Origin of the sequence: Mycobacterium asiaticum, assembly GCF_001673315.1 — a bacterium.
In the GTDB taxonomy this organism is placed as follows: domain Bacteria; phylum Actinomycetota; class Actinomycetes; order Mycobacteriales; family Mycobacteriaceae; genus Mycobacterium; species Mycobacterium asiaticum_B.
This window is the reverse complement of sequence record NZ_LZLQ01000024.1, coordinates 26547-48795: the sequence shown is the minus strand read 5'-3', so window position 1 is coordinate 48795 and position 22249 is coordinate 26547. Positions and strand designations below refer to the sequence as shown.

Genomic DNA, 22249 nt, shown 5'->3' with positions numbered 1-22249 from the left:
CCCTGCTGGGGCCTGAAGGTCAATTCTCATGCCGCACGTAATAACTCAGTCCTGCTGCAATGACGGGTCCTGCGTCTTCGCGTGCCCGGTCAATTGCATCCATCCCTCACCGGATGAGCCGGGGTTCGCCACCTCGGAGATGCTCTACATCGACCCGGTTGCCTGCGTGGACTGCGGTGCCTGCGTGAGTGCCTGCCCCGTCGGTGCGATCGTTCCCGACAGCCGACTGGATTCGGCTCAACTGCCGTTCGTCGAGATCAATGCCTCGTTCTACCCCGAGCGGCCCGCCGGTGTGAAGCTGCCACCGACATCAAAACTTGCCCCGGTTATCCCCGCTGCCCAGGTACGAGCGCACCCGCACCCGTTGACGGTGGCGATCGTCGGGTCCGGACCGGCGGCTATGTATGCGGCCGACGAGCTGTTGATCCAACATGGCGTGCGCGTCAATGTCTTCGAGAAGCTGCCGACGCCTTACGGTTTGGTGCGCGCGGGTGTGGCACCCGATCATCAGCACACCAAGAAGGTCACGCAGCTCTTCGATCGGGTAGCCGGCCATCCTCGTCTTCGGTTCTACCTCAATGTCGAGGTCGGCAAGCAGGTGAGCCATGCCGACTTGTTGGCCCATCATCACGCGGTCTTGTATGCGGTCGGCGCCCCCGACGACCGTCGGCTCGAGGTAGAGGGAATGGGGATGCCCGGCACGGGCACGGCGACCGAGTTGGTCGCGTGGATAAACGGGCACCCGGACTACACCCAACTACCGGTTGATCTCAGCCACGAGCGTGTCGTGATCGTCGGCAACGGCAACGTGGCCCTCGATGTCGCACGGGTGCTTACTGCCGACCCGGATGACTTGGCGCACACCGACATTGCCGACCACGCGCTTGAGGCATTCCGTGAATCGGCGGTTCGCGAGGTGGTGATCGCTGCTCGCCGCGGGCCGGCCCACTCAGCGTTCACCCTGCCCGAGTTGGTGGGGCTGACGGGTACCGCCGAAGTGGTCCTGGATCCCGAAGACCATGACCGGGTGCGCAGGGATCTGGCCGCGGTCTCAGATTCGTTGACCAAGAGCAAGCTGGAGATCCTGAGCACGCTGGGCGACGGTTCGGCGCCCGTGACACGGCGACGCATCCGGCTGGCATACGCGTTGACGCCGCACCGGGTGCTCGGTGACCGGCGTGCCGACGGTGTGGAGTTTCAGGTCACCGGTACCGACGAGCTGCGTCGGCTCGATGCCGGATTGGTGTTGACGTCGATTGGCTACCGCGGCAGAGCGATTCGTGACCTACCGTTCGACGAATCCGGTGCCGTGGTGCCCAACGATGGTGGCCGCGTCGTCGACCCGGGTACCGGCCAGTCGGTCACCGGCACTTACGTCGCGGGTTGGATCAAACGCGGTCCCACCGGCTTCATCGGCACCAACAAGTCGTGCTCATTCGAGACCGTGCAGGCGCTGGTGTCCGACTTCAATGCCGGCAAACTGACCGACCCCGTGGCGGGGCCGGCGGGGCTGGCGGAGCTGGTAGCCGCCCGGCAGCCCGACGTCGTCGACTCCGCAGGATGGCGCGCCATCGACGCCGCCGAAGTTGAGCGGGGCGGCCGAGACGGACGGCCGCGCAAGAAATTCACCGACACCGCCGACATGCTCGCAGTCGCGGCCGCCGCCGAGCAGGCACCGCCACCAAAACGACGACGCCTGCTGGCGCGGCTGCGCGATCTGGCTTAGCCGGACTGAGCCGACATCGCCTCCCGCAACTCCTCTATGCTGACCTCGCGCACCGGCTGACCGAGCGACCAGTTGTGCCCGAACGGATCGGCAAGCACCCCGTAACGGTCACCCCAGAACTGGTCCGCCAGCGGCATGATGACCGTCGCTCCGGCGTCGATCGCGCGCTGGAACTTCGTCTCGACGTCAGTGACAGTGAGGTGGATTGTGACCGGAGTGCCACCGAGTGACTTCGGTGTCATCGATTGGTCGTTGCACATCTCCGGGAAGTCATCGTTGAGCATCACGGTGAAGCCGTTGATCTGTACCGCGGCGTGAACCAGTCGCCCGTCCGGACCCGGCACCCGGCCCAGTTCGACGGCGTCGAACGCTTTGACATAGAAGTCGATCGCGGCAGCAGCATCGTCCACGACGAGGTGTGGGGACAGTGCGGGTTCGACGTTGATGGCCATTGTCACTCCTCTGTTGTTGGTAGGGCCCGCCCAGGGCTCACGGGTACTGACTAAGCGCGGCCGCTTTTCTCATCGCGCTTTTCATCGCGCTTTTCTCATCGCGCTTTTCTCACTGCGCTCCGCACTTACGCCCGCACACCGGGACCGTAACGCCACCCTCCGACAACCGCCCTGACGGTGCGCGGCATCACGCCCAGCACCTGTCCCGCCTATCAGCCCGTATGGCCTTAGAGCAGCGGGTTGTTCTAACGCGTACTAGCGCCAGTGCCTACGCCGAGGTCGAAACGTGGTTCCAGCCCGAGACGGACTCCGGGCTGCGCGGCCCGGGACCGATGTAGATCGCCGACGGGCGCACCAACTTGCCGAGACGCTTCTGTTCCAGGATGTGGGCACACCATCCGGCGGTGCGGCCACAGGTGAACATGGCAGGCATCATGCTGGCCGGAACCCCGGCGAAGTCCAGGATCACCGCGGCCCAGAACTCGACGTTCGTCTCGATCGCCCGGTCTGGACGGCGCTCCCGCAACTCGGCCAAGGCGGCTTCCTCGACGGCCGCCGCGACCTCGTAACGCGGCGCACCGAGTCGCTTGGCCGTCGCTCGCAGCACCCGGGCGCGGGGGTCCTCGGCGCGATAGACCCGGTGCCCGAAGCCCATCAGCTTCTCCTTGCGGTCCAAGATGCCCTTGACCAGACCACGGGCGTCGTCGGTGCGCTCGACCTCTTCGATCATCGGCAGCACGCGCGCCGGGGCCCCGCCGTGCAGTGGACCGCTCATCGCCCCGATCGCCCCGGACAGGGCTGCCGCCACGTCCGCCCCGGTCGAGGCGATCACCCGCGCGGTGAAAGTGGAGGCGTTCATTCCGTGTTCGGCGGCCGACACCCAGTAGGCGTCGATCGCCTCGATGTGCTTGGGGTCTGGCTCGCCTCGCCAGCGCGTCATGAAACGCGCTGTGACAGTAGAGCATTCGTCGATCATTCGCTGCGGGACCGCGGGCTGGTAGATGCCGCGCCCGGATTGAGCGACGTAGGACAGTGCCATGACCGACGCCCGGGCGAGCTGATCGCGGGCAGTGGGCTCGTTGGTGTCCAGCAGCGGCTTGTAGCCCCAGATCGGTGCCAACATGGCCAGGCCGGCCTGCACGTCGACGCGCACATCCCCGGTATGAATCGGTAGCGGAAACGGTTCGGCCGGCGGCAAACCTCGACCGAAGTCACCGTCGACCAGAAGCGACCACACGTCACCGAACGTGACCCCTCGGCCTACCAGGTCCTCGATGTCGACGCCGCGGTAGCGCAGCGCGCCGCCGTCCTTGTCCGGTTCGGCGATCTTGGTTGTGAAGGCCACGACGCCTTCCAGGCCTGGGACAAAATCCTCCGGGACCACAGTCATGGCCAGATTCTTGCACCTGTGCCTGAGTCGCCTGCTACCGGTCGGTAACCGCCGCCGAGTAGCGTGGGGACGGTGACGGGACCGGACGAGCGGCGCCTGGCGGGGATGCGGGTGGAGTACGGATCAGTCGAAAAAGACGGCAGTCCCGACCTGGATGCGGACTGGCTCGTCGACGGTTGGCTCGCACTGTTCCGCACCTGGATGAATGACGCCGAACAAGCCGGAATCGCCGAACCCAACGCCATGGTGCTGGCCACCGTCAAGGACGGCAAGCCGGTCAGCCGCTCGGTGTTGTGCAAGAGCGTCGAGGAGACCGGGATAACGTTCTTCACCAACTACGACTCCGCCAAGGGGCTTGAGTTGGCCGCGACGCCGTATGCGTCGGCGACCTTCCCGTGGTATTTGCTGGGCCGACAGATCCATATTCGGGGACCGGTGCACCAGGTAGATCGGCAGGTTACCGAAGATTACTGGTCCAAACGTCCTCGCGGCTCGCAGCTGGGCGCCTGGGCATCGCACCAATCCTGGCCGATCGCGTCGCGGGGGGCATTGCTGGAGCAGCTCGCCGAGGTGACCGCCCGCTTCGCCGACTCCGACCAGGTGCCGGTGCCGCCCAATTGGGGCGGTTACCTCATTGCGCCCGAGGTGGTCGAGTTCTGGCAGGGCCGGGAAGACCGGGTACACAACCGGATTCGGTTGATTGACGGCCAGGTGGAGCGCCTGCAGCCCTGACCCTGGGCGGACCGGGCCAGCGGTTACGCTCATCGACGATGCAGCTCTTCGCGGACACCACGCCGCTGCGCACGCCCGACTTCCGCCGACTCTGGGTTTCCGGCATCCCGACGGTCATCGGGGCCAATCTGACGATTTTCGCGGTGCCGGTGCAGATCTATGCCCTGACCCAGAACTCCGCCTACGTCGGACTGGCCGGCCTGTTCGCGTTGTTGCCGCTGATGGTGTTCGGACTGCTGGGTGGGGCCTGGGCGGACGCGATGGATCGACGCCTGCTGTTGATCGTCGCGTCGTGCGGGTTGGCGCTGGCCTCACTGCTGTTGTGGTTGCAAGCGGTGCTGGCGGTGAACGACGTGTGGGTGGTGTTCTGCCTGTTGGCGGTGCAACAGGCATTCTTTGCCGTCAATTCACCGGCGCGATCGGCGGCGATTCCGCGAATGGTGCCCGGGGACCAACTGCCCGCCGCAAACGCGCTGAATATGACCGTAAGCCAGATCGGTGCCATAGCCGGCCCGCTGTTGGCGGGTGTGCTGCTGAACTGGGTCGACCTGTCCTCGCTGTACCTGATCGATGCGATCTGCTGCCTGTTGCCGATCTGGGCGACCTTTCGGCTGGCACCTATCCCTGCGCCCGAACGCGACAGCGACCGGCGCTGGGGGATCGGCGCGGTGCTGGAGGGCTTTCGGTACCTAGCCGGCAACACCGTGGTGTTGATGTCATTCGTCGTCGACCTGATAGCCATGATTCTGGGGATGCCGCGGGCGCTGTTTCCGCAGATGGCGCACCAGAGCTTCGGCGCTCCCATCGACGGCGGGTCGGCGATGGCATTGCTGTCGGCGGCGACAGCAGTCGGCGCGGTTGCCGGTGGGGTGTTTTCGGGCTGGTTGCCCGGAATCCGGCGCCACGGCCTGACGATCTTTGTCGCGATCGTCGTGTGGGGTCTGGCGATGGTGGGGTTCGGCGTTGTCGTTGGGATGGCGCATGGCAGGGCCGGACCGGTGCTGTGGACGGCGTTGGCGTTCCTGGCCATTGGCGGTGCCGCCGACATGATTTCGGCTGCATTCCGGCAGACCATCCTGCAGACGGCCGCCTCCGACGAGGTGGTCGGGCGGTTGCAGGGAGTATTCGCCGTGGTGGTCGGTGGGGGTCCCCGGCTCGCGGACACCTTGCATGGCGCCGCGGCCGCCGTCGTGGGGACGTCCGCCGCCGCGGCCGGAGGAGGGGCACTGGTCGTGGTCGGTGTGGTGTTGGCGGTGCTCGTTGCGCCGGTCTTCATCCGCTATCGCGCGCCAAACCCGAGGCAGTAGGCCGGCCCGCAGCATCGCGGCCCATCGATCATTTGCCGCGATGTGCCCAGTGTCTGCGGTGATCAGACGTACGCTGCTGACGTGCGTTTGTCGTGGCCGCTGGTGGGCCGCTCGAAGGAGATGAAGGTAATCGAGGCCGCACTCGCGGCTTCCGACGTTGCCGGGATCTTTCTTTACGGCGCCGCCGGTGTCGGCAAGAGCCGGATCGCTCGTGACGCCTTGTCGGCGGCCGTATCCCGGGGACGCGAAGGCCGATGGGCGGTCGGCACCTCAGCGGCGCGCGCGGTTCCCCTGGGGGCTTTCACCGCGTGGGCGCCGCCGAGCGGCACTGGCACCCTGCAACTGCTGCGTGGAGTCATCGATGCACTCACTGCGGCACGTCCCGGCGTCTCGGTGGTGCTGGTGGTCGACGACGTGCATCTTCTCGACGACCTATCGATCTTCGTTCTGCACCAGATCGTGCAGCGAGGCGCGGCGAAAGTAATACTCACCGCTCGCGATGGCGTCCCCATTCCCGCTGCGGTGCGAGAGATATGGTCGGTTGGCCACTTCGACCGGCTGGACCTGCAACCGCTGGCCCTGGACCAATCTGCCGCGCTGCTGTCGACAGCTCTGGGTGGCCCGGTGGATCCCGCTGCCGCGCAGCGGCTTTGGGATCTGACCCGCGGCAACCTGTTATACCTGCGAAATATCGTCGAGCAAGAAGTTGCCGACGGTCGAATCATGCGGCAGCACGGATACTGGCGGTGGGTTGGCGATCCCGTCATGCCGCCCGGCCTGGTCGAGTTGATCGAATCGCGGATAGGCGCTCTGCCGGGACCGATCAGTGAAGTCATCGATGCGCTCGCGGTCGCAGAACCCGTTGACTTGGCCTGTCTTCGGCGTATCGCTGATCCCGCTGCCATCGAGGAAGCAGACACCCGTGCCCTCATCACGCTCGAGGCGTCAGACGAGGGCGCGCAGGTACGCCTGGCGCACCCGCTGTACGGCGAGGTACGCCGAAAGCGAGCGGCACCGACCCGATTGCGTCGGCTCCGCGGTCTCGTCGCTGCCGAACTCGCGACGAGCAAGGACCGCGACGACATCTACGTCACGGTGCGGCGGGCAACCCTGAGCTTGGACTCCGACCTTCCCCCCGACGTTGACCTGCTCGTCGAAGCGGCACGTGGCGCGGTTTGGCTTGCGGATCTGCCTCTTGCGAATCGGCTCGCTGAAGGGGCGGTCCGGGCCGGAGCGGGAGCCGAGTCGAGTTTCGTGCGGGCACATGCTTTGTCATGGTCGGGTCGTGGCGACGAGGCCGACGCGGTATTGGCCGAGCTGGACCCAGGACAGTTGACCGAAATCGAACGCGCTCGACGGGCATTCCTTTGGGCCAGCAACACGCTGTGGGCACTTGGCGATCCCACCCGGGCGAAAGCGATCATCGACGGCGCGTCGCACACGACCACACCGCAGGCGCGTAGTTATATCGATGCTTTCCTCACCGTGTATTGGTTCGCGACGGACCAGCCGGATAACGCCGTACGCGCGTCGAACAGCCTCACCCTGGCTGACCTGCCCGCCGTCGTCGGCGCTGAGATCGCCTGGGTCCTGGCCACCCTCGCGGCGGATGCGGGACGCGCCGCCGAAGCCGTTACCGTCGCCGAGGCCGGCTATCGCGCGGTCGCACGCTCTTTCGATCCGCCGCACATGGGTTTCAACATCGCGGATTCACACATCAGCGCGCTGCTGTTGGCCGGGCGGATCGCCGACGCGTCCCAGGTAGCTCATCGGGTGCAGTGTCAGGCCGCCGACCTGCCCGGTGCGGCTCAACTGCTCGGCGCCGCAGTCGCTGGTCGCGCGGCTTGTGCTGCCGGACAACTGGATTCCGCGAGCGCTTTGCTCGAACGGGCCACGGTAGGGCTGTCCGCCACGCACGCCCTGGGGTGGGGATACCGCTATCAAGTCTGCCGAGCGACGGTCCTGGCTATGCGGGGTTCAGTCGCCGAGGCGAGTGTCATTCTTGCCGCCCTTGAGGAGCAGCGACGTCCGTTCCGGTCATTGGACTATGAACGCACGCTGGCCCGGGCGTGGCTGGCCGCGGGACAGGGCGCCACCAGCCAAGCCATCACCATGCTGGTGTCCGGCGCCGAAAACGCCCGGGCCAAAGGGCAATTGGGAGCCGAAGTGCTGTGCCTGCAGACCGCCGCCCAATTCGGGGACCGGTCGGGTACGGTCCGGTTGTGCGAGCTCGAAAACATTGTCGAGGGGCCACGCGTCAGACTCGCCGCGCGTTTGTCAGCTGCTCTGAGTGACCGTGACGCTGCTCGATTGCTTGCGCTTTCAGCGGAGTTCGAGGCGATGGGTGACCTAGTGGCCGCGGTCGATGCCGCCGCCCACGCCGCCATTGTGTATCGAAATCAAGGGCTGCGGGGGTCGGCGTTGGGTTGCGCGACCCGCGCCAGTGCGCTGGCCGAGCAATGCGGTGGTGCTTCGACCCCGGCGCTTCGCGACGCGAGCGAACCAGTGCCGTTCACTGACCGTGAACGAGAGATCGTCATGCTGATCGGTCAGGGGTTGTCCAACCGCGCTATCGCGGAGCGGCTGACTCTTTCGGTCCGCACTGTGGAAAGCCACATTTACCGGGCAATGGCGAAGACCGGAACCACGACGCGGGACGAACTCGCTGCGCTGGTCCCGCGTCATACCCGACGCGGAGTCGCCCCAAAGCGCGTCACTGATTTCAGCCTGAACACCGCAAAGCAGTAGCGCACTACTGCACGTGCCTTGGTTCGCACGGATGACGATTTCCTCAGGGAGCACAACTCAACTAGAGGGATCGATGATGGATACCGGGGGATTGACAGGCATCGCTCCACACGTGACCGGCCACGCCAGAGCGAAGGACGGCACTCTGCTGCGCGTCGACTGCGAACGGGGCATCGGCTGGGTGGCCACGCACTACGACCTGACCCTGCGAGTCATTCAGCAGGTCGTGGGTTCCGACGAGGAAGTGCACCGCATAGCCGCGCGCTGGGCGCGTGGTTCGGAGGCGCCATAGGTTGCGCTCGGTGGGGGTAACAGCATCTGTTGTCATGACGTATCCCTCATGCGACGGTGGCAGTCGCGCTGCCTGGGAAGCGGCGTCACAGGCGACCGATGCTGAACAGGCCAGCTATACCGCTACCGAAATTGAATAGTCCTGAACTGAATGCGCTGTACAAGCCGATCGGCTGGCCCACGACCGGGGCAGTGACTGTCGTATTGAAGAAGCCGGACACCCGACCGTTGATCTCCGAACCGCCGGTCGCGAAGTTGGAAATGCCCGAGATCGCGTGGTTCACCACGCTGCCACCCTTGGCCGTGTTGAAAAGGCCCGATATCTGGTCGCCAGTGTTTCCGAAGCCTGACACATTGTTGCCCGTGTTATTGAAGCCAGACCGGGTCAGGCCAGTATCGGTCGCTGATCCGATGGCGGTGTTGGCGTGGCCCGAATTCCACAAACCGGTGTTGATGTCGCCGGAGTTTCCGTCGCCGGTGTTGTAGTAGCCCGCATTCCAGGACCCGGAGTTGACATAGCCGGCGTTTCCATAGCCGGTGTTGTAACCGCCCGTGTTGCCGAAGCCGGTGTTGAGTGTGCCCGAATTACCAGCGCCGCTGTTAAGGGTGCCTGAGTTGCCGATGCCGAAGTTGCCGGCGCCTGAGTTTCCAACGCCAAAGTTGTTGTGAATGCCCGGAAGTTGACCGAAATGCGAGCCGGTGTTGAAGATCCCGACATTACCGTCGCCTGAGTTGAAGAACCCGACGTTGTTCGTGCCCGAGTTCCCGAAGCCGATGTTTCCGCTGCCAGAATTCAGCAGACCAAGAAGATTTATACCGACTTGGTGGTCACCGGTGAGCCCGATTCCGATGTTGTTGTTTCCGCTGTTTCCGAAACCAAAGTTGTTGTTACCGGTGTTTCCAGCGCCCGTGTTGAAATTGCCGGTGTTCCCGCCGCCCCGGTTCCCGATGCCGCTGTTGCCGAAGCCGACGTTGTCGTGACCCGCGTTCCCTAATCCCACGTTGTTATTGCCCGGTTGAAAGGCGCTGCCGCCGTTGTTTCCGAATCCGATGTTGCCGCTACCGAAGTTGCCTGACCCCACATTTCCGCTGCCCGTATTCCCGCTGCCTACGTTGGCGTTACCCGCGTTGCCGCCGCCGATGTTTTGGTTGCCAATATTTCCGTTGCCCACATTGGTGTTGCCGATGTTGCCGTTGCCGACGTTGGAAGTGCCCTGGTTACCGACGCCAAGATTCGTCAACGCCTCTTGCAGGCTCGCGGCAGGCAGTGCCTGAGCGGCGGCGGCGTCAGTCGCGGCGTACGCGTTCGCCACCCCGGTCAGCGTCCGTACAAAACGGTCGTGGAAACCCGCCGCCTGCGCGCTCAGCTCTCGGTAGACGCGACCATGTGCCGAAAACAGAGCCGCGATGGCCTCCGACACCTCGTCGGCACCTGCGGCAAGCAGCGCCGTCGTTCGAGCGTTTGCGACATTATTGGCTGCGCTGAGCGCGGACTCGATATTGGCCAGATTTGAAGCGGCCGCAATCATCAAATCGGGCGCTGCAGTTACGAACGACATGAGCTTCCCCCGTGCCGAAGTGGTTGATTTTGCCAGGCCAGACTCTCGCGATACGACACTGCGGGCTTAAGTAACCGACTACTTAACTCTCGGCGAACGGACCCGCACCCCGTCCTCCCGGCACCGCAGATCTAGCCAGTCCCGCAGCCAGATAGGCCAAGGGAAGCCCGTCAACCAGCACGTTGACCGGAGTTTCGGCTCCTCGTCCAGATGTCGGACCCGCAGACCCCGACCCCGCGCAGGCAGGCCGTCGCGATAACGACTACCTTCACCTATACGTACCTAGTGCACCTGTGCAGCACCTAGGGCGAGCTGCCATATCAGCCTGAGCGCAAAGGGGTTCTCGTGGGCGACACCGACGACACCGCAACTCTGAAGTACCCGGGGGGCGAGATCGACCTGGAGATTGCCCACGCCACCGAAGGTGCTGACGGCATCGCACTGGGTTCGCTGCTGTCCAAGACCGGACACACCACGTTCGACAACGGCTTCGTCAACACCGCGGCGTGCAAGAGTGCCATCACCTACATCGACGGTGACGCGGGGATTCTCCGCTACCGCGGCTACCCGATCGACCAGCTGGCGGAGAAGTCGACCTTCATCGAGGTCAGCTACCTGTTGATCTACGGAGAGCTGCCCAGCACCGACCAGCTGGCCGAGTTCACCGGGCGGATTCAGCGCCACACGATGTTGCATGAGGACCTGAAGCGGTTCTTCGACGGCTTCCCCCGCAACGCGCACCCGATGCCGGTGCTGTCCAGCGTGGTGAATGCCCTGTCGGCGTACTACCAGGACGCCCTGGATCCGATGGACAACAACCAGGTCGAGCTGTCCACGATCCGGTTGCTGGCCAAGTTGCCGACCATCGCCGCTTACGCCTATAAGAAGTCGGTCGGCCAGCCGTTCCTTTACCCGGACAACTCGCTGTCCCTGGTGGAGAACTTCCTGCGGATGACGTTCGGTTTCCCGGCCGAGCCTTACCAGCCCGACCCCGAGGTGGTTCGGGCGCTGGACATGCTGTTCATCCTGCACGCAGATCACGAGCAGAACTGTTCGACGTCCACGGTGCGCCTGGTGGGTTCGTCGCGGGCCAACCTGTTCACCTCGATCTCCGGTGGCATCAACGCGCTGTGGGGGCCTTTGCACGGCGGCGCCAACCAGGCGGTGCTCGAGATGCTCGAGCAGATCCGCGAGAGCGGCGACGACGTCGGTGAGTTCGTCCGAAAGGTCAAGAACCGCGAAGAGGGCGTCAAGCTGATGGGCTTCGGCCACCGTGTCTACAAGAACTACGACCCGCGCGCCCGGATCGTCAAGGAACAGGCCGACAAGATCCTGGCCAAGCTGGGCGGGGACCCGTTGCTGGACATCGCCAAGCAACTCGAAGAGGCGGCGTTGACCGACGACTACTTCGTCGAGCGCAAGCTCTACCCGAACGTCGACTTCTACACCGGCCTAATCTACCGGGCGCTGGGCTTCCCGGTGCGGATGTTCACCGTGCTGTTCGCGCTGGGACGGCTCCCAGGCTGGATCGCGCACTGGCGCGAGATGCACGACGAGGGCGACAGCAAGATCGGCCGGCCGCGCCAGATCTACACCGGTTACACCGAGCGCGACTACGTCAGCATCGACGGCCGCTAGGCGTCCGTCCGTCGGCTCGCCGCTAACACCGCCATCGCGGCGTTGTGCCCGCCGATGCCCGACACCGCGCCGCCGCGGCGGGCGCCGGAACCGCACACCATGATCCGCGGGTGCTCGGTGGCGACCCCCCACTGGCGCGCCGGCGTGTCCAAGGGGTCGTCGTCCACGAACGGCCACGACAACGCGCCGTGAAAGATGTTGCCCGCTGGCATCCGCAGAGCGTGCTGCAGGTCCAGGGTGGTCGTCGTCTCCAGGCAGGGACGGCCGTGTGCGTCGGTCAGTAGCTCATCCTGAATGGGTTCGGCCAGAACCGAATTCAGCGATGCGAGCAGCGAGTCGGTGAGCCGTCGGCGCAACTCGGCGGGGTCTAGGGACCCAAACGTGGAGTGCGGTGCGTGCAGACCGAACACCGTCATGGTCTGGACCCCACGATGACCGCTTCCGACGATGCTCGGGTCGGTCAGTGAGTGGCAGTAAGCCTCGCAGGGCACCGGGTCCGGCACCTGTCCTGCTGATGCCCGCACGTATCCGGCGTCGAGTTGCGACCACGTCTGGTTGACGTGAAAGGTCCCGGCGAAGGCCTGGTCCGGACGGACGTGGGGATCCCGCAGTCCGGGCAAGCGGCGCAGCACCATGTTGACCTTGATCTGGGAGCCCGGTGCCAGTGCCGGTGCCGGTTCACCGAGTAGTTCGGCCAGCACCGCCGGGCTCACGCCGGCCAGGACGAACCGGCCGTGAACCCGATGCTCGTCACCGTCATTGCGGTAGTGCACCTCGCCGTCCGGGCTGATGGCGAAAACATCTGCGCCGGTAGTGATTTCGGCTCCGTGACGGATGGCTGCGGTCGCCAGAGCCGACGACACCGCACCCATTCCGCCGACAGGCACGTTCCACTCGCCGGTACCGCCGCCAAGCACGTGGTACAGAAAGCATTTGTTCTGCACCAGCGAAGGCTCATCCAGGCGAGCGAAGGTGCCGATCAGCGCATCCGTGGCGACAACCCCGCGGACCAGGTCGTTGCGCACCATGCTGGTGATCGCATGACCGATGGGCTCGTCGGTCATCGCGTGCCAGGCGGCCGCGGTGTCCCGGTCTCCGCCGGCTAGGACGAGACGGCGGGCTTGCTCGCGGGTGCGCAGCGGTTCCAGCAGCGTGGGCCAGAGTGGCCGGGTCACCAACCGACAGCGGCGGTAGAAGGCGGCGAATCCCTGCTCGTCGCCCGCCGCTCCGATCGCCCCGAAGGTGCTCGTGGATCCGACCAGCAGGCCGGCGCGTCCAGCCGTTGCGGGATCCGGGGTATAGGACGAATAGGGTCGCGTCAGCAAACGCACCTGGGCACCAAGGTCGGCCAGGATGCGCGGCGGGAGCAGGCTGACAAGATACGAGTAGCGCGACAGGCGGACGTCGACGCCCTCGAAGAGCTGAGTCGACACCGCGGCCCCGCCGACGTGCGCCAACCGTTCGAGCAGATGCACCCGCAGGCCCGCGCGGGCCAGATAACCGGCCGCGACCAGGCCGTTGTGACCGCCGCCCACGATGATTACATCGTGATCAGCCCGCGTCAGTTGAGGTAGCCCTCGACCTCGTCGCCCGGACGCACCGCCGCTTCGCGTGGGTCGCCGCCGGTCTCACGCAGCGCCCGTCGCTGCCGCAGCAGGTCCCAGCACTGGTCGAGTTCGACTTCGACGCGGCGCAGTTGCCGGTGTTCCTCTGACTCGCTGATTTCACCGTCCTGCAGGGCAGCACGCAGTGCTTTCTCTTCGGCGACCAGGTCCTGGATGTGCGCCAAGGTCTCGTTGTCTACTGATTTCCTGCCGTTACCCATTGCTCCAGTGTGCCCGACAATGGCCAGTACACCGGGGTGGACTCGGTAGGCTTCATAACGCCTGGAAAGGGCAACAAGCCGGTATCAGTGAGGAGCGATGGTGGGGGCAGAAGTGGGCGTCGACGAACCAGTCGCGCCCGCCGCCGAGCAAAGCAGCGGCGAGCCCACCCCAAGAGTCGACCGTCGGCAGCTCGTCCGGCTCTGGTTGATCGGCGTCGCAGCGATCCCGATCCTGCTCGCAATGATCGGTTACGGGGCGTATGAGCGGCCGAGCGGCGTCAACGGACCCACCGGCGACCTGCCCACTGTTACCAGTCCCGTCGCTACTCCCAGCGCTGGGAACCGACCGTTATCGCTGCTGTCGATCAGCCGCAACGGCAACAGCATCACCTTGATCGGCGATTTCCCCGACGCGGCCGCCAAGGCGACATTGATGCAGTCCCTACGCGCAATGTTGGCGCCAGGTGTCAACGTGGTCGACCAGATCCGTATTGATCTTCCGGTGCGCGCTCTCGATTTCGCCGCGGCTGAACCCGTCTTCAGTGCCGGAGCGCCGATCCCTGACTTCACTCTGAGGGTTGAACAGGACACCGTCACCATGAGTGGCACCGCCCCGTCGCCCGAACAGAAGGCCGCGGTCGAGCGTGCGGCGGCCGGCGCCTGGCCCGACGTGAGCATCAGCAGCAAAATCGCCACCAGGGGGCAGATCACGCCGGGCGCCCCGTCTACGCCCGCACCGGGGACCCCCTCCTGCAACGACCTGCAAGCCGCGATCAACGCGATGACCGGAGGACCGCTCGCTTTCGGTAACGACGGCCTCGTCCTCACCACCGAAGACAAACAGATGTTGATCAAGGTGGCTGACAAACTCAAGTCATGTCCCGACGCGCGGGTCACCATCAACGGCTACGCCGACAACAGCGGCGTCGAAGCGATGAACATTCCGTTGAGTAACCAGCGGGCCACCGCGGTCGCCGAGTACCTCATCGCGAACGGTGTGGCCCGCGACCACGTCACCGCCAAGGGTCTCGGGTCGGCCAGTCCGATCGCCAGCAACGACACGGAGGACGGTCGCGCCAAGAACCGCCGCGTCGAGATCGTGGTCAGCTAGGGGGGACGAGCATGGGTTTTTTGATCCAGTGGCTGGTGTACCTGGCTGCCTTCGTGGCTGGTTCGGCCGCGGCCTACGGAATCGTCGCGCTGACGCGGAGGGCCGGCGCCCAGCCGGTTGAAGCTGCGCCGGAGGTCTCTCAGCCGGTGTCCGACCTTCCGGTAGGGGATGGTGCTGGAACGACGCCCGACGTGACGGCACCGCAGTGGTCCGAGTCGGCGTCGCAGCGGTCGGGCGAGTCTGAGGCGGTAGAGCGGGAGCCCTTAGCCGCTGCGGCAGTGGCTGACGCTGGCCCGGGGCCGACGGAGGCGGAGCCTGTCGCGGCAGAGACTGCGTCCGAGCCGCAGGTGACCCCGACCGCTGAGGACGAATCGGAGTTTAGGTCCGTGTCGCCGGAGTTCGAGCCCGCGGCGGAGCCTGAGCCGGAACCCGGGTCGGAAGCGGAGCCCGTGTCCGCAGAGCCCGAGTTCGTCTCCGAGCCGGAGCGTGTGTCCGCTGAGCGCGAATCCGAGCTGGAACCAGAGCCGGAGCCGGTGTCCGCGGAGTCCGAGTTCGTGCCGGAGCCGGACCCCGTGTCTGCGGAGCGCGAGTTCGAGCCGGAACCCGTGTCCGCCCAGCCAGAGCCGGAGCCGGTGTTCGCGGAGCCCGACTTCGAGCCAGAGGCAGTGCCAGAGCCCCATCCCGAGCCCGCGACGCTTGAACTCGAACCGCAACCAGAGCCGGAGCCGGAGCCCGAACCGGAGCCGGAGCCCGTGTTCGCGGAGCCCGAACCGGAGCCGGAGCCCGTGTTCGCGGAGCCCGAATTCGAGCCGGAACCCGAGCCCGCGAAGCTTGAACTCGAACCGGAGCCCGTGTCCGCGGAGCCTGAATTCGAGCCGGAGCCCGTGTCCGCGGAGCCTGAATTCGAGCCGGAGCCCGTGTTCGCGGAGCCCGAACCGGAGCCGGAGCCCGTGTCCGCGGAGCCCGAACCGGAGCCGGAGCCTGTGTTCGCGGAGCCCGACTTCGAGCCAGAGCCAGTGCCCCATCCCGAGCCCGCGTAGCTTGAACTCGAACCGGAACCAGAGCCGGAGCCTGTGTCCGCGGAGCCCGAGCCCGAGCCCGAGGTGGAGCCCGTCTCTGCGGAGGTTGTGTTCGCGGAGCCCGAAATCGAGCCGGAGCCCGAGCCCCAGTCCGAGCCCGAGCCCCAGTCCGAGCCCGCGAAGCTTGAAGTCGAACCAGAAATCGCCGAGTCCCCGGCGACAGAGGATCCGGCGACGGAAGTAGCGCAACCGCAGTGGCCTAGCGCTGCGGGGCAATGGCACGGATTCGACCTTTGGACAGCGGAGTCCAGGCCGGCTCCCCAGCCCGAGCCGGCCCGTGAGCCCGAGCGGGCCCCCGAACCCGAGCCGGCCCCTGAACCCCAACCCGAGCCCGAACCCGAACCCGACCTCGCGTCGGCGGTCGCCGAGTCACCAACCGCTGATGAGCCGGTCGCAAGGAAGGTGTCGCAGCCGCAGTGGCCTAGCGCTCCGGCTTCATGGCAGGGATTCGATCTTGGGACATCCGAGCCTGAGCCGCCGCCCAGACGCCAGTCCGAGCCTGAGCCGGTTGCACCCGAGCCTGAGCCGGTTGCACTCGATCCCGAGCCGGTTGCACCCGAGCCTGAGCCGGTTGCATCCGAACCTGAACCGGACATTGCCAAGTCGGAACCCGTGGCGTCCGAGTCCGAAGAGCGTGAGCCGGAGCCCGAGCTGTGGCAGCCGCGTTGGCCTGGCCCGCCTTCCCAGTGGCCGGGGATCGAGGTCAGAAGGTGAGCGACCACGTGCACTGGTGGCTGGCCGCCCTGTCCTTCGCGTTGGGAATGGCGCTGACGTTCGCGTTGCTGGTCCGGCCCGCCAAAGTGCAAATGCCGGCCTGGGCCCTGGTGGAGCCGACCCCGACACCCCAGGAACCCAGCCCGCCGGTGATGAGAGCACCTCCCGCCGAGGCGCCGACCAAGAAGATCCCGGCCGCCGAAACGGGACCACCGACCAAGAAGGCCGTAACAAAAGCACCACCGAGGAAGCGCACCACCAAAGAGGTTGCGACGGGCGACATTCCAGTTACCGGAGACCCTGTCACGGAAAGAATCTCAATGATCAGGGATGCTCCTACGGAGAGGATCCCGGTCGCCAAAGACCCTGCGACGCAGCGTATTCCCGTCGTCAAGAAGGTGCCGGCCAAGAAGGCGGCGGCCAGAAAAGTTCCGGCCAAGAAGGTGCCGGCCAAGAAGGGCGCGCCCACCAAGGCGAGGCCGCGGCCGAGGCCGCAAGGCGCACCAACCAAGCGGATCCCGCGGTCGAAAGATCCTGCGACCAACAAGATTCCGATCAGCGACGATACACCCACCTTGGTGTTACCCCCACTGATGCCCTACGCGCCCTACGGGCCGGGCTCCATGCGAGCCAGCCCGGACGGCAGCGGGCCAGAGGACTGGCCGGTCAAAGGTCGCACCGACTCGCGCCTCTTCTACACCCCCGGCGACCCGGACTACGACGACATCGAGGCTCAGGTCTGGTTTCAGAACGAGGAGTTCGCCGCGCGGGCGTTTTTCACGGCGTGGAGCAAGAGCACCCGCAAGAAGTAGAGGCCGGGAAGTTCAGCTGGGGCCCGGCAGGCGCAATATCATCCGCGCGCCACCGAGCGGGCTGTTCTCCAATGACGCGGTCCCGCCGTGCAGGTGCGCCTGCTGGGCGACCAATGCCAGTCCGAGTCCGGAGCCTGAATGCGAGGCCGTCGATCCCCGTGAGAAGCGCTCGAACACCACCAGGCGCTCTTCCTCGGGCACTCCGGAGCCGTCGTCGTCGACAGCGATCTCAACACCAGCGCGCGAACTGACCGCCGACAACTGCACCCGGGTCGCACCGCCGTGCTTGACGGCATTGGCGATCGCGTTGTCCACGGCCAGCCGCAATCCAGCCGGCATCCCGACGATGATGCATGTCGGCGACGGCACCAGGGACACGTCCAGGTCCGGATAGATGCGCGTGGCGTCGTGGGCGGCACGGTCGAGCAAGTCGGTGATGTCGACCGGCACATGGTCATCGGAGGTGGATAGTTCGCCCTGGGCCAGCCGCTCCAGCGCGCTGAGCGTGGCCTCGATCCGCGACTGGGTGCGGATAACGTCGTTGAGCACTTCTTTGCGTTGGTCGTCGGGCAGATCAAGAGTGGAAAGCACTTCGAGATTGGTGCGCATCGCCGTCAGCGGTGTGCGCAATTCGTGCGAGGAAACCGCCGCGAAGTCACGCGCCGACGCCAGCGCCTCTTGCGTTCGGTTCTGTTCGTTCCAGATGCGTTGCAGCATGCCTCGCATGGCCTCGGCGATCTCGACCGCCTCACTGGCGCCGTGCACTTCGACCCGCGGCGCCTCATCGCCCGCATCGATCGATCGGGTCTGCTCGGCTAGTTGTTTGAACGGACGCACTGCGAAAGCGGCCAGCAGCCAGGCGAACACGGCCGCCGCGCTGATGGCGAAACCACAGATCAGCAGCACTCGTCGATGCAGGTTGTTGGTCTCGGCATACGTCGCGTCATACGTCGCACCGACGGCCAGCGAGGTGGGTTCCGGCCCCGGGATCTCCACAGTGCGCACCCGGTAACGCACCCCGTGGATGAAGGTGTCGCCGTAGTCGGCCTGCAGTCTGGGCAGCGTGATATCAGAACTCGACTTGATCACGTTGCCGCGGCGGACCGTGATGAGGGCGTCGTGGTCGTTGGGGGAGCGGGGGATCTCGTCCAGCCCCCGCGGCACGAACGGGATCGCGAAACCCGCAGCCTCGTCCAGCCGGCGGTCCAGCCGTTCCTTGCGGTCCTTGGTGATGCCCACCCACACCACTGCACCGACGATCAGTACTGGGATGGCCGCACCGATGACCGTGGCGACCACCACTCGAGTCCGGAGGGAGGGCGTGCGCGCGAAAATTCGGGACAGGAAATTCATCGCCACCATGGGGCACCTACCGCACTCATTGCATTCGGAGCACGAACCCGACTCCCCGGACGGTGTGCAGCAGGCGCGGGCCACCGTTGGCCTCCAGCTTGCGCCGCAGATATCCGATGAAGACGTCGACGACGTTGGTGTCGGCGGCGAAGTCGTAACCCCACACAAGTTCGAGTAGTTGGGCGCGCGACAAGACCGCCGTCTTGTGCTCGGCCAGCACGGCGAGCAGATCGAACTCCCGCTTGGTCAGGTCGACGTCGACGCCGTTGACGCGGGCACGGCGACCTGGAATGTCCACTTCGAGCGGGCCGACGGTGATGGTTTCCGACGACGACGTGGCAGTGGAGCCGCGTCGTCGCAGCAGCGCGCGGACCCGCGCCACCAGTTCGGCCAGCACGAACGGCTTGACCAGGTAGTCGTCGGCGCCGGCCTCCAGGCCGGCCACCCTGTCGTCCACCGAACTGCGGGCGCTGAGCACGCACACCGGTACGTCGTTGTCCATCGCGCGCAAGGCCGTGACCACACTCACGCCGTCCAGCACCGGCATATTGATGTCGAGCACGATCGCGTCCGGCCTGGTCTCGGTCGCGCTGCGCAGAGCCTCGGCGCCGTCGACCGCGGTTGACACCTCGAATCCGGACAACCGCAAACCGCGCTCCAGCGAGGCAAGCACGTCGGAGTCGTCGTCAACGACCAAGACCCGAGGTGAGTTCACACCAGTGTCCATGGGCCCATCTTGCCTGATTGTGGCCGACGTCGGTGGGAGGCGCGAGGCTGAGGCGATATCGCCCCCGTGGGAAACACCTTTTTGGCGACGGGGCTCCGTTTTGACGCTACCTAGCCACCGCCCGGTGTGTTCCCCCGCGTTATCGTCGAAATCATCTGGCGGAGAAGGGTATTCGTTGTCCGATCGGCTGCGGCAGCGGGACGGCAGACCAATCCGCCGTGGACAGCGGCATGGGCGCCCAGGATCGTTGCTGCGGGGATGCTCGCCCTCTCGGTTCGATTGTCGCCGTTAGGATTTCACGTTTTCACTAGGCGGTCATCGGCGGGTCCGGCGCTCGACGGGTCACGGTTGAACTGCGATGGCCGCCGCGCTCAGATGTCTTGGGCGGCGCCGCGTCCGGCGGCGCGTCCGGAGAAGATGCAACCGCCGAGGAATGTCCCCTCCAGCGCGTTGTATCCGTGCACACCGCCACCACCGAAGCCGGCTACCTCCCCGGCCGCGTACAGGCCGCGAATCGGCTGACCGTCGTTGCCGATCGCCCGCGATGATAGGTCGGTTTGTATGCCGCCCAATGTCTTTCGCGTCAGGATGTGTAGTCGTGCCGCGATCAGAGGTCCGGCTTTGGGGTCCAGGATGCGGTGCGGCGCAGCGACCCGCCCTAACCGATCGCCGAGCGCGCGCCGCGCGTTGCGGATGCCCTGCACCTGCACGTCCTTGCAGAACGGGTTGGCGACCTGAAGGTCCCGGGCTTCGATCTGCGAGCGGATTTTCGCCGCGTCGAGCAGGGGCTCGTCGGTCAAAGCATTCATCTTCTCGATCAGTTCTTCGAGATTGTCGGCGACGGTGAAGTCGGTGCCGTGGGTCTTGAACGCCTCTACCGGGCCGGTGGCGTCTCTGTTGAAGAAGCGTTCCTGAAGGACGGCCATCAGGCTCTTACCGGTGATGTCGGGGTTCTGCTCCGAGCCTGAGAGCGCGAATTCCTTCTTGATGATCTTCTGGTTCAGGATGAACCAGGAGTAGTCGTATTTCGCGATGTCCGGGTCGGTGCGGAGATGCTTCAGCGTGCCTAGAGTGTCGTAGCCCGGCAGGCAGGGTGCGGGCAGCCGTCGGCCGAGGGCGTCGAACCACATCGAAGACGGCCCGGGAATGATTCGGATCGCATGCTTTGGCCAGACCGGGTCCCAGTTGTTGACGCCTTCGGTGTAGTGCCACATCCGGTCCCGATTGACCAGCCGAACACCGCTGTCTTGGGCGATGTCGAGCATGCGGCCGTCGACGTACGCGGGTACGCCGGTGATCATCGACGACGGCGGGGTGCCCAAGCGGTCCGGCCAATAGCGTCGCACCATCTCGTGGTTGGCGCCGATCCCACCGGTGGTGATGATCACCGCTGGTGCCGACAGCTCGAACTCACCAACCTGGTCACGGTTGGACGACGCGCCCCGTATCGCGTCGTCGGCCGCCAGGACGACGCCTTTGACCCCGGTGACCGCACCGTCGGTGTAGATCAACTCGTCTACCCGGTGCCGGTGATGGAAAGTCACCAGCCCATCTTCGGCGGCCCGTCGGGCCGAGTTCACGAACGGCTCGACCACTCCTGTCCCGGTGCCCCAAGCAATGTGGAATCGCGGGACCGAGTTCCCGTGCCCTTGGGCACGCAGATCCCCGCGCTCGGCCCAGCCGACGGTGGGCAGCAACTTGATGCCGAGGTCGGTCAGGTAAGAGCGTTTCTCACCGGCCGCGAACTCGACATAGGCGCGAGCCCACTTCTCAGCCCACGAGTCTTCGTCGTCGAGGCGGTCAAACGCCGCACTGCCGCACCAGTCGCTCCATGCCAGTTCCAGCGAGTCCTTGATACCCAGGTGTCGCTGTTCGGGGGTATCGACCAGAAAGAGTCCGCCGAACGACCAAAAGGCCTGCCCGCCCAGGTTGGCCTCGTTTTCTTGGTCGATGATCGCGACCTTCTTGCCGCTTCGGGTGAGTTCGTGAGCGGCGACCAGGCCAGACAGTCCAGCACCGATGACGATGACATCCGCGTCCACGATGTGACACCTTTCCCACGATCAGTATTGATACGTCAATGTATCATATACATAAATGTATCTAGGTGTCGTCGTCAGTGCGATCACCGGGTCAGCACGACACTCATCAACTGTGTGAGCCATGCGCGGGCCGCGACTTGGTCACTGTCCAATAGCAGCTGGACGCTGACCCCGTCGTAGGCGGCGATGATGGCTCGGGCGGTGTCGGCGGCGTTCTTGGCCGACGGGTGAAAGTCGATGCCGCTGGCAGTCAGCCGTTCCTCGATGACTTTGCGCAATTGCGCGCGGTGGGTTTCCCAACGGTGCGCCAACTCGGGTTTGCGCGCCGCATATAGCAAGAAGTCGAACTTGATCAGCAGCCAGTCGCGTTCCAGTAGCAACGTGTCCACGATTCGTTCGACCACTCCGGTCAGGTCGGAGGCGGGATCGCTGCCCTCCATCGCGGTGCGAACCTGATCGGCGGTGCGGGCGGCCCACTCGTCGTACAGCAGGAAGAACAATTCCTCGAGGCTTTCGAACTGCGAGTAGAACGCGCCTCGGGTGTAGCCTGCCGCTTCGCACACGTCCTCGATGGTCACGTGTCCGTATCCCTTTTCGGCGAAGACGCCGAAGGCTGCCCTGATGAGCCGGGCACGGGTTTCAGCGCGGCGCTTGGTTACCCGCACTGGCTTGTTCGGCGCGGTTGTCGTTGACGGCATCCCTGGTCCCCTCCCGACTTCAGGCCTAAACAGATACATTGCCAC

Annotated in this window: 18 protein-coding genes and 2 pseudogenes; 10 read left to right on the top strand and 10 right to left on the bottom strand. The window is 65.5% G+C overall.

Annotated features, from left to right (window positions below; translation table 11 throughout):
• Positions 1–28 precede the first annotated feature (28 nt).
• Positions 29–1726 carry an FAD-dependent oxidoreductase gene (locus A5636_RS03940; RefSeq protein WP_065157391.1) on the top strand — a complete coding sequence of 566 codons (1698 nt, stop codon included), beginning with the start codon at positions 29–31 and terminating at the stop codon, positions 1724–1726.
• Here the strand turns inward: A5636_RS03940 and A5636_RS03935 are convergent.
• On the bottom strand, positions 1723–2178 hold the full coding sequence (locus tag A5636_RS03935) for a VOC family protein (RefSeq protein ID WP_065157390.1): 456 nt from the start codon (positions 2176–2178) through the stop codon (positions 1723–1725). The two genes, A5636_RS03940 and A5636_RS03935, sit on opposite strands and share 4 nt — an antisense overlap.
• A gap of 268 nt (positions 2179–2446) precedes the next feature.
• Positions 2447–3568: a citrate synthase 2 gene (locus tag A5636_RS03930; RefSeq protein ID WP_065157389.1), complete on the bottom strand. Its 1122-nt coding sequence runs from the start codon at positions 3566–3568 to the stop codon at positions 2447–2449.
• A gap of 105 nt (positions 3569–3673) precedes the next feature.
• Between A5636_RS03930 and pdxH the strand changes: the two genes are divergently transcribed.
• From pdxH to A5636_RS03910, 4 genes are all read left to right on the top strand, one after another.
• The gene (pdxH, locus tag A5636_RS03925; RefSeq protein ID WP_081287599.1) at positions 3674–4300 is read left to right on the top strand and encodes a pyridoxamine 5'-phosphate oxidase; all 627 of its coding nucleotides are present in this window, start codon (positions 3674–3676) and stop codon (positions 4298–4300) included.
• Between the two features lie 38 nt (positions 4301–4338).
• Complete coding sequence (locus A5636_RS03920; RefSeq protein ID WP_065157387.1) at positions 4339–5607, top strand: MFS transporter; 1269 nt, start codon at positions 4339–4341, stop codon at positions 5605–5607.
• A gap of 81 nt (positions 5608–5688) precedes the next feature.
• Entirely contained in the window at positions 5689–8355 is a 2667-nt protein-coding gene (locus A5636_RS03915; RefSeq protein ID WP_081287598.1) for a helix-turn-helix transcriptional regulator, read from the top strand.
• Between the two features lie 31 nt (positions 8356–8386).
• Complete coding sequence (locus A5636_RS03910) at positions 8387–8647, top strand: hypothetical protein (protein ID WP_155763580.1); 261 nt, start codon at positions 8387–8389, stop codon at positions 8645–8647.
• Between the two features lie 85 nt (positions 8648–8732).
• Here the strand turns inward: A5636_RS03910 and A5636_RS03905 are convergent, their stop codons facing one another.
• A complete protein-coding gene (locus A5636_RS03905) occupies positions 8733–10205 on the bottom strand; it encodes a PE family protein (RefSeq protein ID WP_065157385.1) in 1473 nt (490 codons plus the stop codon).
• A gap of 345 nt (positions 10206–10550) precedes the next feature.
• Between A5636_RS03905 and A5636_RS03900 the strand changes: the two genes are divergently transcribed.
• Complete coding sequence (locus A5636_RS03900) at positions 10551–11843, top strand: citrate synthase (protein ID WP_065157384.1); 1293 nt, start codon at positions 10551–10553, stop codon at positions 11841–11843.
• Here the strand turns inward: A5636_RS03900 and A5636_RS03895 are convergent.
• Complete coding sequence (locus A5636_RS03895) at positions 11840–13408, bottom strand: phytoene desaturase family protein (RefSeq protein WP_253900494.1); 1569 nt, start codon at positions 13406–13408, stop codon at positions 11840–11842. The genes A5636_RS03900 and A5636_RS03895 overlap by 4 nt on opposite strands.
• On the bottom strand, positions 13405–13668 hold the full coding sequence (locus A5636_RS03890) for a DUF2630 family protein (RefSeq protein WP_065157382.1): 264 nt from the start codon (positions 13666–13668) through the stop codon (positions 13405–13407). Before A5636_RS03890 ends, A5636_RS03895 begins: the two co-directional genes overlap by 4 nt.
• 205 nt (positions 13669–13873) lie before the next feature.
• On the opposite strand from A5636_RS03890, the gene arfA reads away from it, so the two are divergent.
• The gene (gene arfA / locus A5636_RS03885; protein WP_437339798.1) at positions 13874–14779 is read left to right on the top strand and encodes a channel-forming protein ArfA/OmpATb; all 906 of its coding nucleotides are present in this window, start codon (positions 13874–13876) and stop codon (positions 14777–14779) included.
• 11 nt (positions 14780–14790) lie between these two features.
• Positions 14791–14871, top strand: a pseudogene (locus tag A5636_RS27810) (hypothetical protein); the annotation flags it as partial.
• Between the two features lie 171 nt (positions 14872–15042).
• Here A5636_RS27810 and A5636_RS25975 read toward each other — a convergent pair.
• Positions 15043–16047 (bottom strand): hypothetical protein, encoded by a 1005-nt coding sequence (locus A5636_RS25975; RefSeq protein WP_155763578.1) that lies wholly within the window; start codon positions 16045–16047, stop codon positions 15043–15045.
• Positions 16048–16511: 464 nt separating this feature from the next.
• Here A5636_RS25975 and arfC (A5636_RS27805) point away from each other — a divergent pair.
• Together arfC (A5636_RS27805) and arfC (A5636_RS03870) are read left to right on the top strand one after the other, a co-directional pair.
• Positions 16512–16661 (top strand): annotated as a pseudogene (gene arfC / locus A5636_RS27805) (channel accessory protein ArfC); the annotation flags it as partial.
• A gap of 3 nt (positions 16662–16664) precedes the next feature.
• On the top strand, positions 16665–17384 hold the full coding sequence (gene arfC, locus A5636_RS03870) for a channel accessory protein ArfC, sunset domain variant (RefSeq protein ID WP_437339797.1): 720 nt from the start codon (positions 16665–16667) through the stop codon (positions 17382–17384).
• 12 nt (positions 17385–17396) lie between these two features.
• Here the strand turns inward: arfC (A5636_RS03870) and A5636_RS03865 are convergent, their stop codons facing one another.
• The 4 genes from A5636_RS03865 to A5636_RS03850 form a co-directional block, all read right to left on the bottom strand.
• Positions 17397–18737, bottom strand: a complete 1341-nt coding sequence (locus tag A5636_RS03865) for a HAMP domain-containing sensor histidine kinase (RefSeq protein WP_065157533.1) — start codon at positions 18735–18737, stop codon at positions 17397–17399.
• 25 nt (positions 18738–18762) lie between these two features.
• The gene (gene prrA / locus A5636_RS03860; RefSeq protein WP_065157379.1) at positions 18763–19464 is read right to left on the bottom strand and encodes a two-component system response regulator PrrA; all 702 of its coding nucleotides are present in this window, start codon (positions 19462–19464) and stop codon (positions 18763–18765) included.
• Positions 19465–19835: 371 nt separating this feature from the next.
• On the bottom strand, positions 19836–21506 hold the full coding sequence (locus A5636_RS03855; protein WP_065157378.1) for an FAD-binding dehydrogenase: 1671 nt from the start codon (positions 21504–21506) through the stop codon (positions 19836–19838).
• An 83-nt stretch (positions 21507–21589) separates the two neighbouring features.
• Complete coding sequence (locus tag A5636_RS03850) at positions 21590–22204, bottom strand: TetR/AcrR family transcriptional regulator (protein ID WP_065157377.1); 615 nt, start codon at positions 22202–22204, stop codon at positions 21590–21592.
• Positions 22205–22249: the final 45 nt, after the last annotated feature.

Bases quoted from the DNA above. Each gene is read 5' to 3' on its own strand.
- A5636_RS03920 (WP_065157387.1), top strand. From the start codon at position 4,339: ATGCAGCTCTTCGCGGACACCACGCCGCTGCGCACGCCCGACTTCCGC.
- A5636_RS03910 (WP_155763580.1), top strand. From the start codon at position 8,387: ATGACGATTTCCTCAGGGAGCACAACTCAACTAGAGGGATCGATGATG.
- A5636_RS03930 (WP_065157389.1), bottom strand. From the start codon at position 3,568: ATGACTGTGGTCCCGGAGGATTTTGTCCCAGGCCTGGAAGGCGTCGTG.
- A5636_RS03865 (WP_065157533.1), bottom strand. From the start codon at position 18,737: ATGAATTTCCTGTCCCGAATTTTCGCGCGCACGCCCTCCCTCCGGACT.
- A5636_RS03905 (WP_065157385.1), bottom strand. From the start codon at position 10,205: ATGTCGTTCGTAACTGCAGCGCCCGATTTGATGATTGCGGCCGCTTCA.
- prrA (WP_065157379.1), bottom strand. From the start codon at position 19,464: ATGGACACTGGTGTGAACTCACCTCGGGTCTTGGTCGTTGACGACGAC.
- A5636_RS03850 (WP_065157377.1), bottom strand. From the start codon at position 22,204: ATGCCGTCAACGACAACCGCGCCGAACAAGCCAGTGCGGGTAACCAAG.
- A5636_RS03935 (WP_065157390.1), bottom strand. From the start codon at position 2,178: ATGGCCATCAACGTCGAACCCGCACTGTCCCCACACCTCGTCGTGGAC.
- pdxH (WP_081287599.1), top strand. From the start codon at position 3,674: ATGCGGGTGGAGTACGGATCAGTCGAAAAAGACGGCAGTCCCGACCTG.
- arfC (WP_437339797.1), top strand. From the start codon at position 16,665: ATGCCGGCCTGGGCCCTGGTGGAGCCGACCCCGACACCCCAGGAACCC.
- A5636_RS03890 (WP_065157382.1), bottom strand. From the start codon at position 13,668: ATGGGTAACGGCAGGAAATCAGTAGACAACGAGACCTTGGCGCACATC.
- A5636_RS03940 (WP_065157391.1), top strand. From the start codon at position 29: ATGCCGCACGTAATAACTCAGTCCTGCTGCAATGACGGGTCCTGCGTC.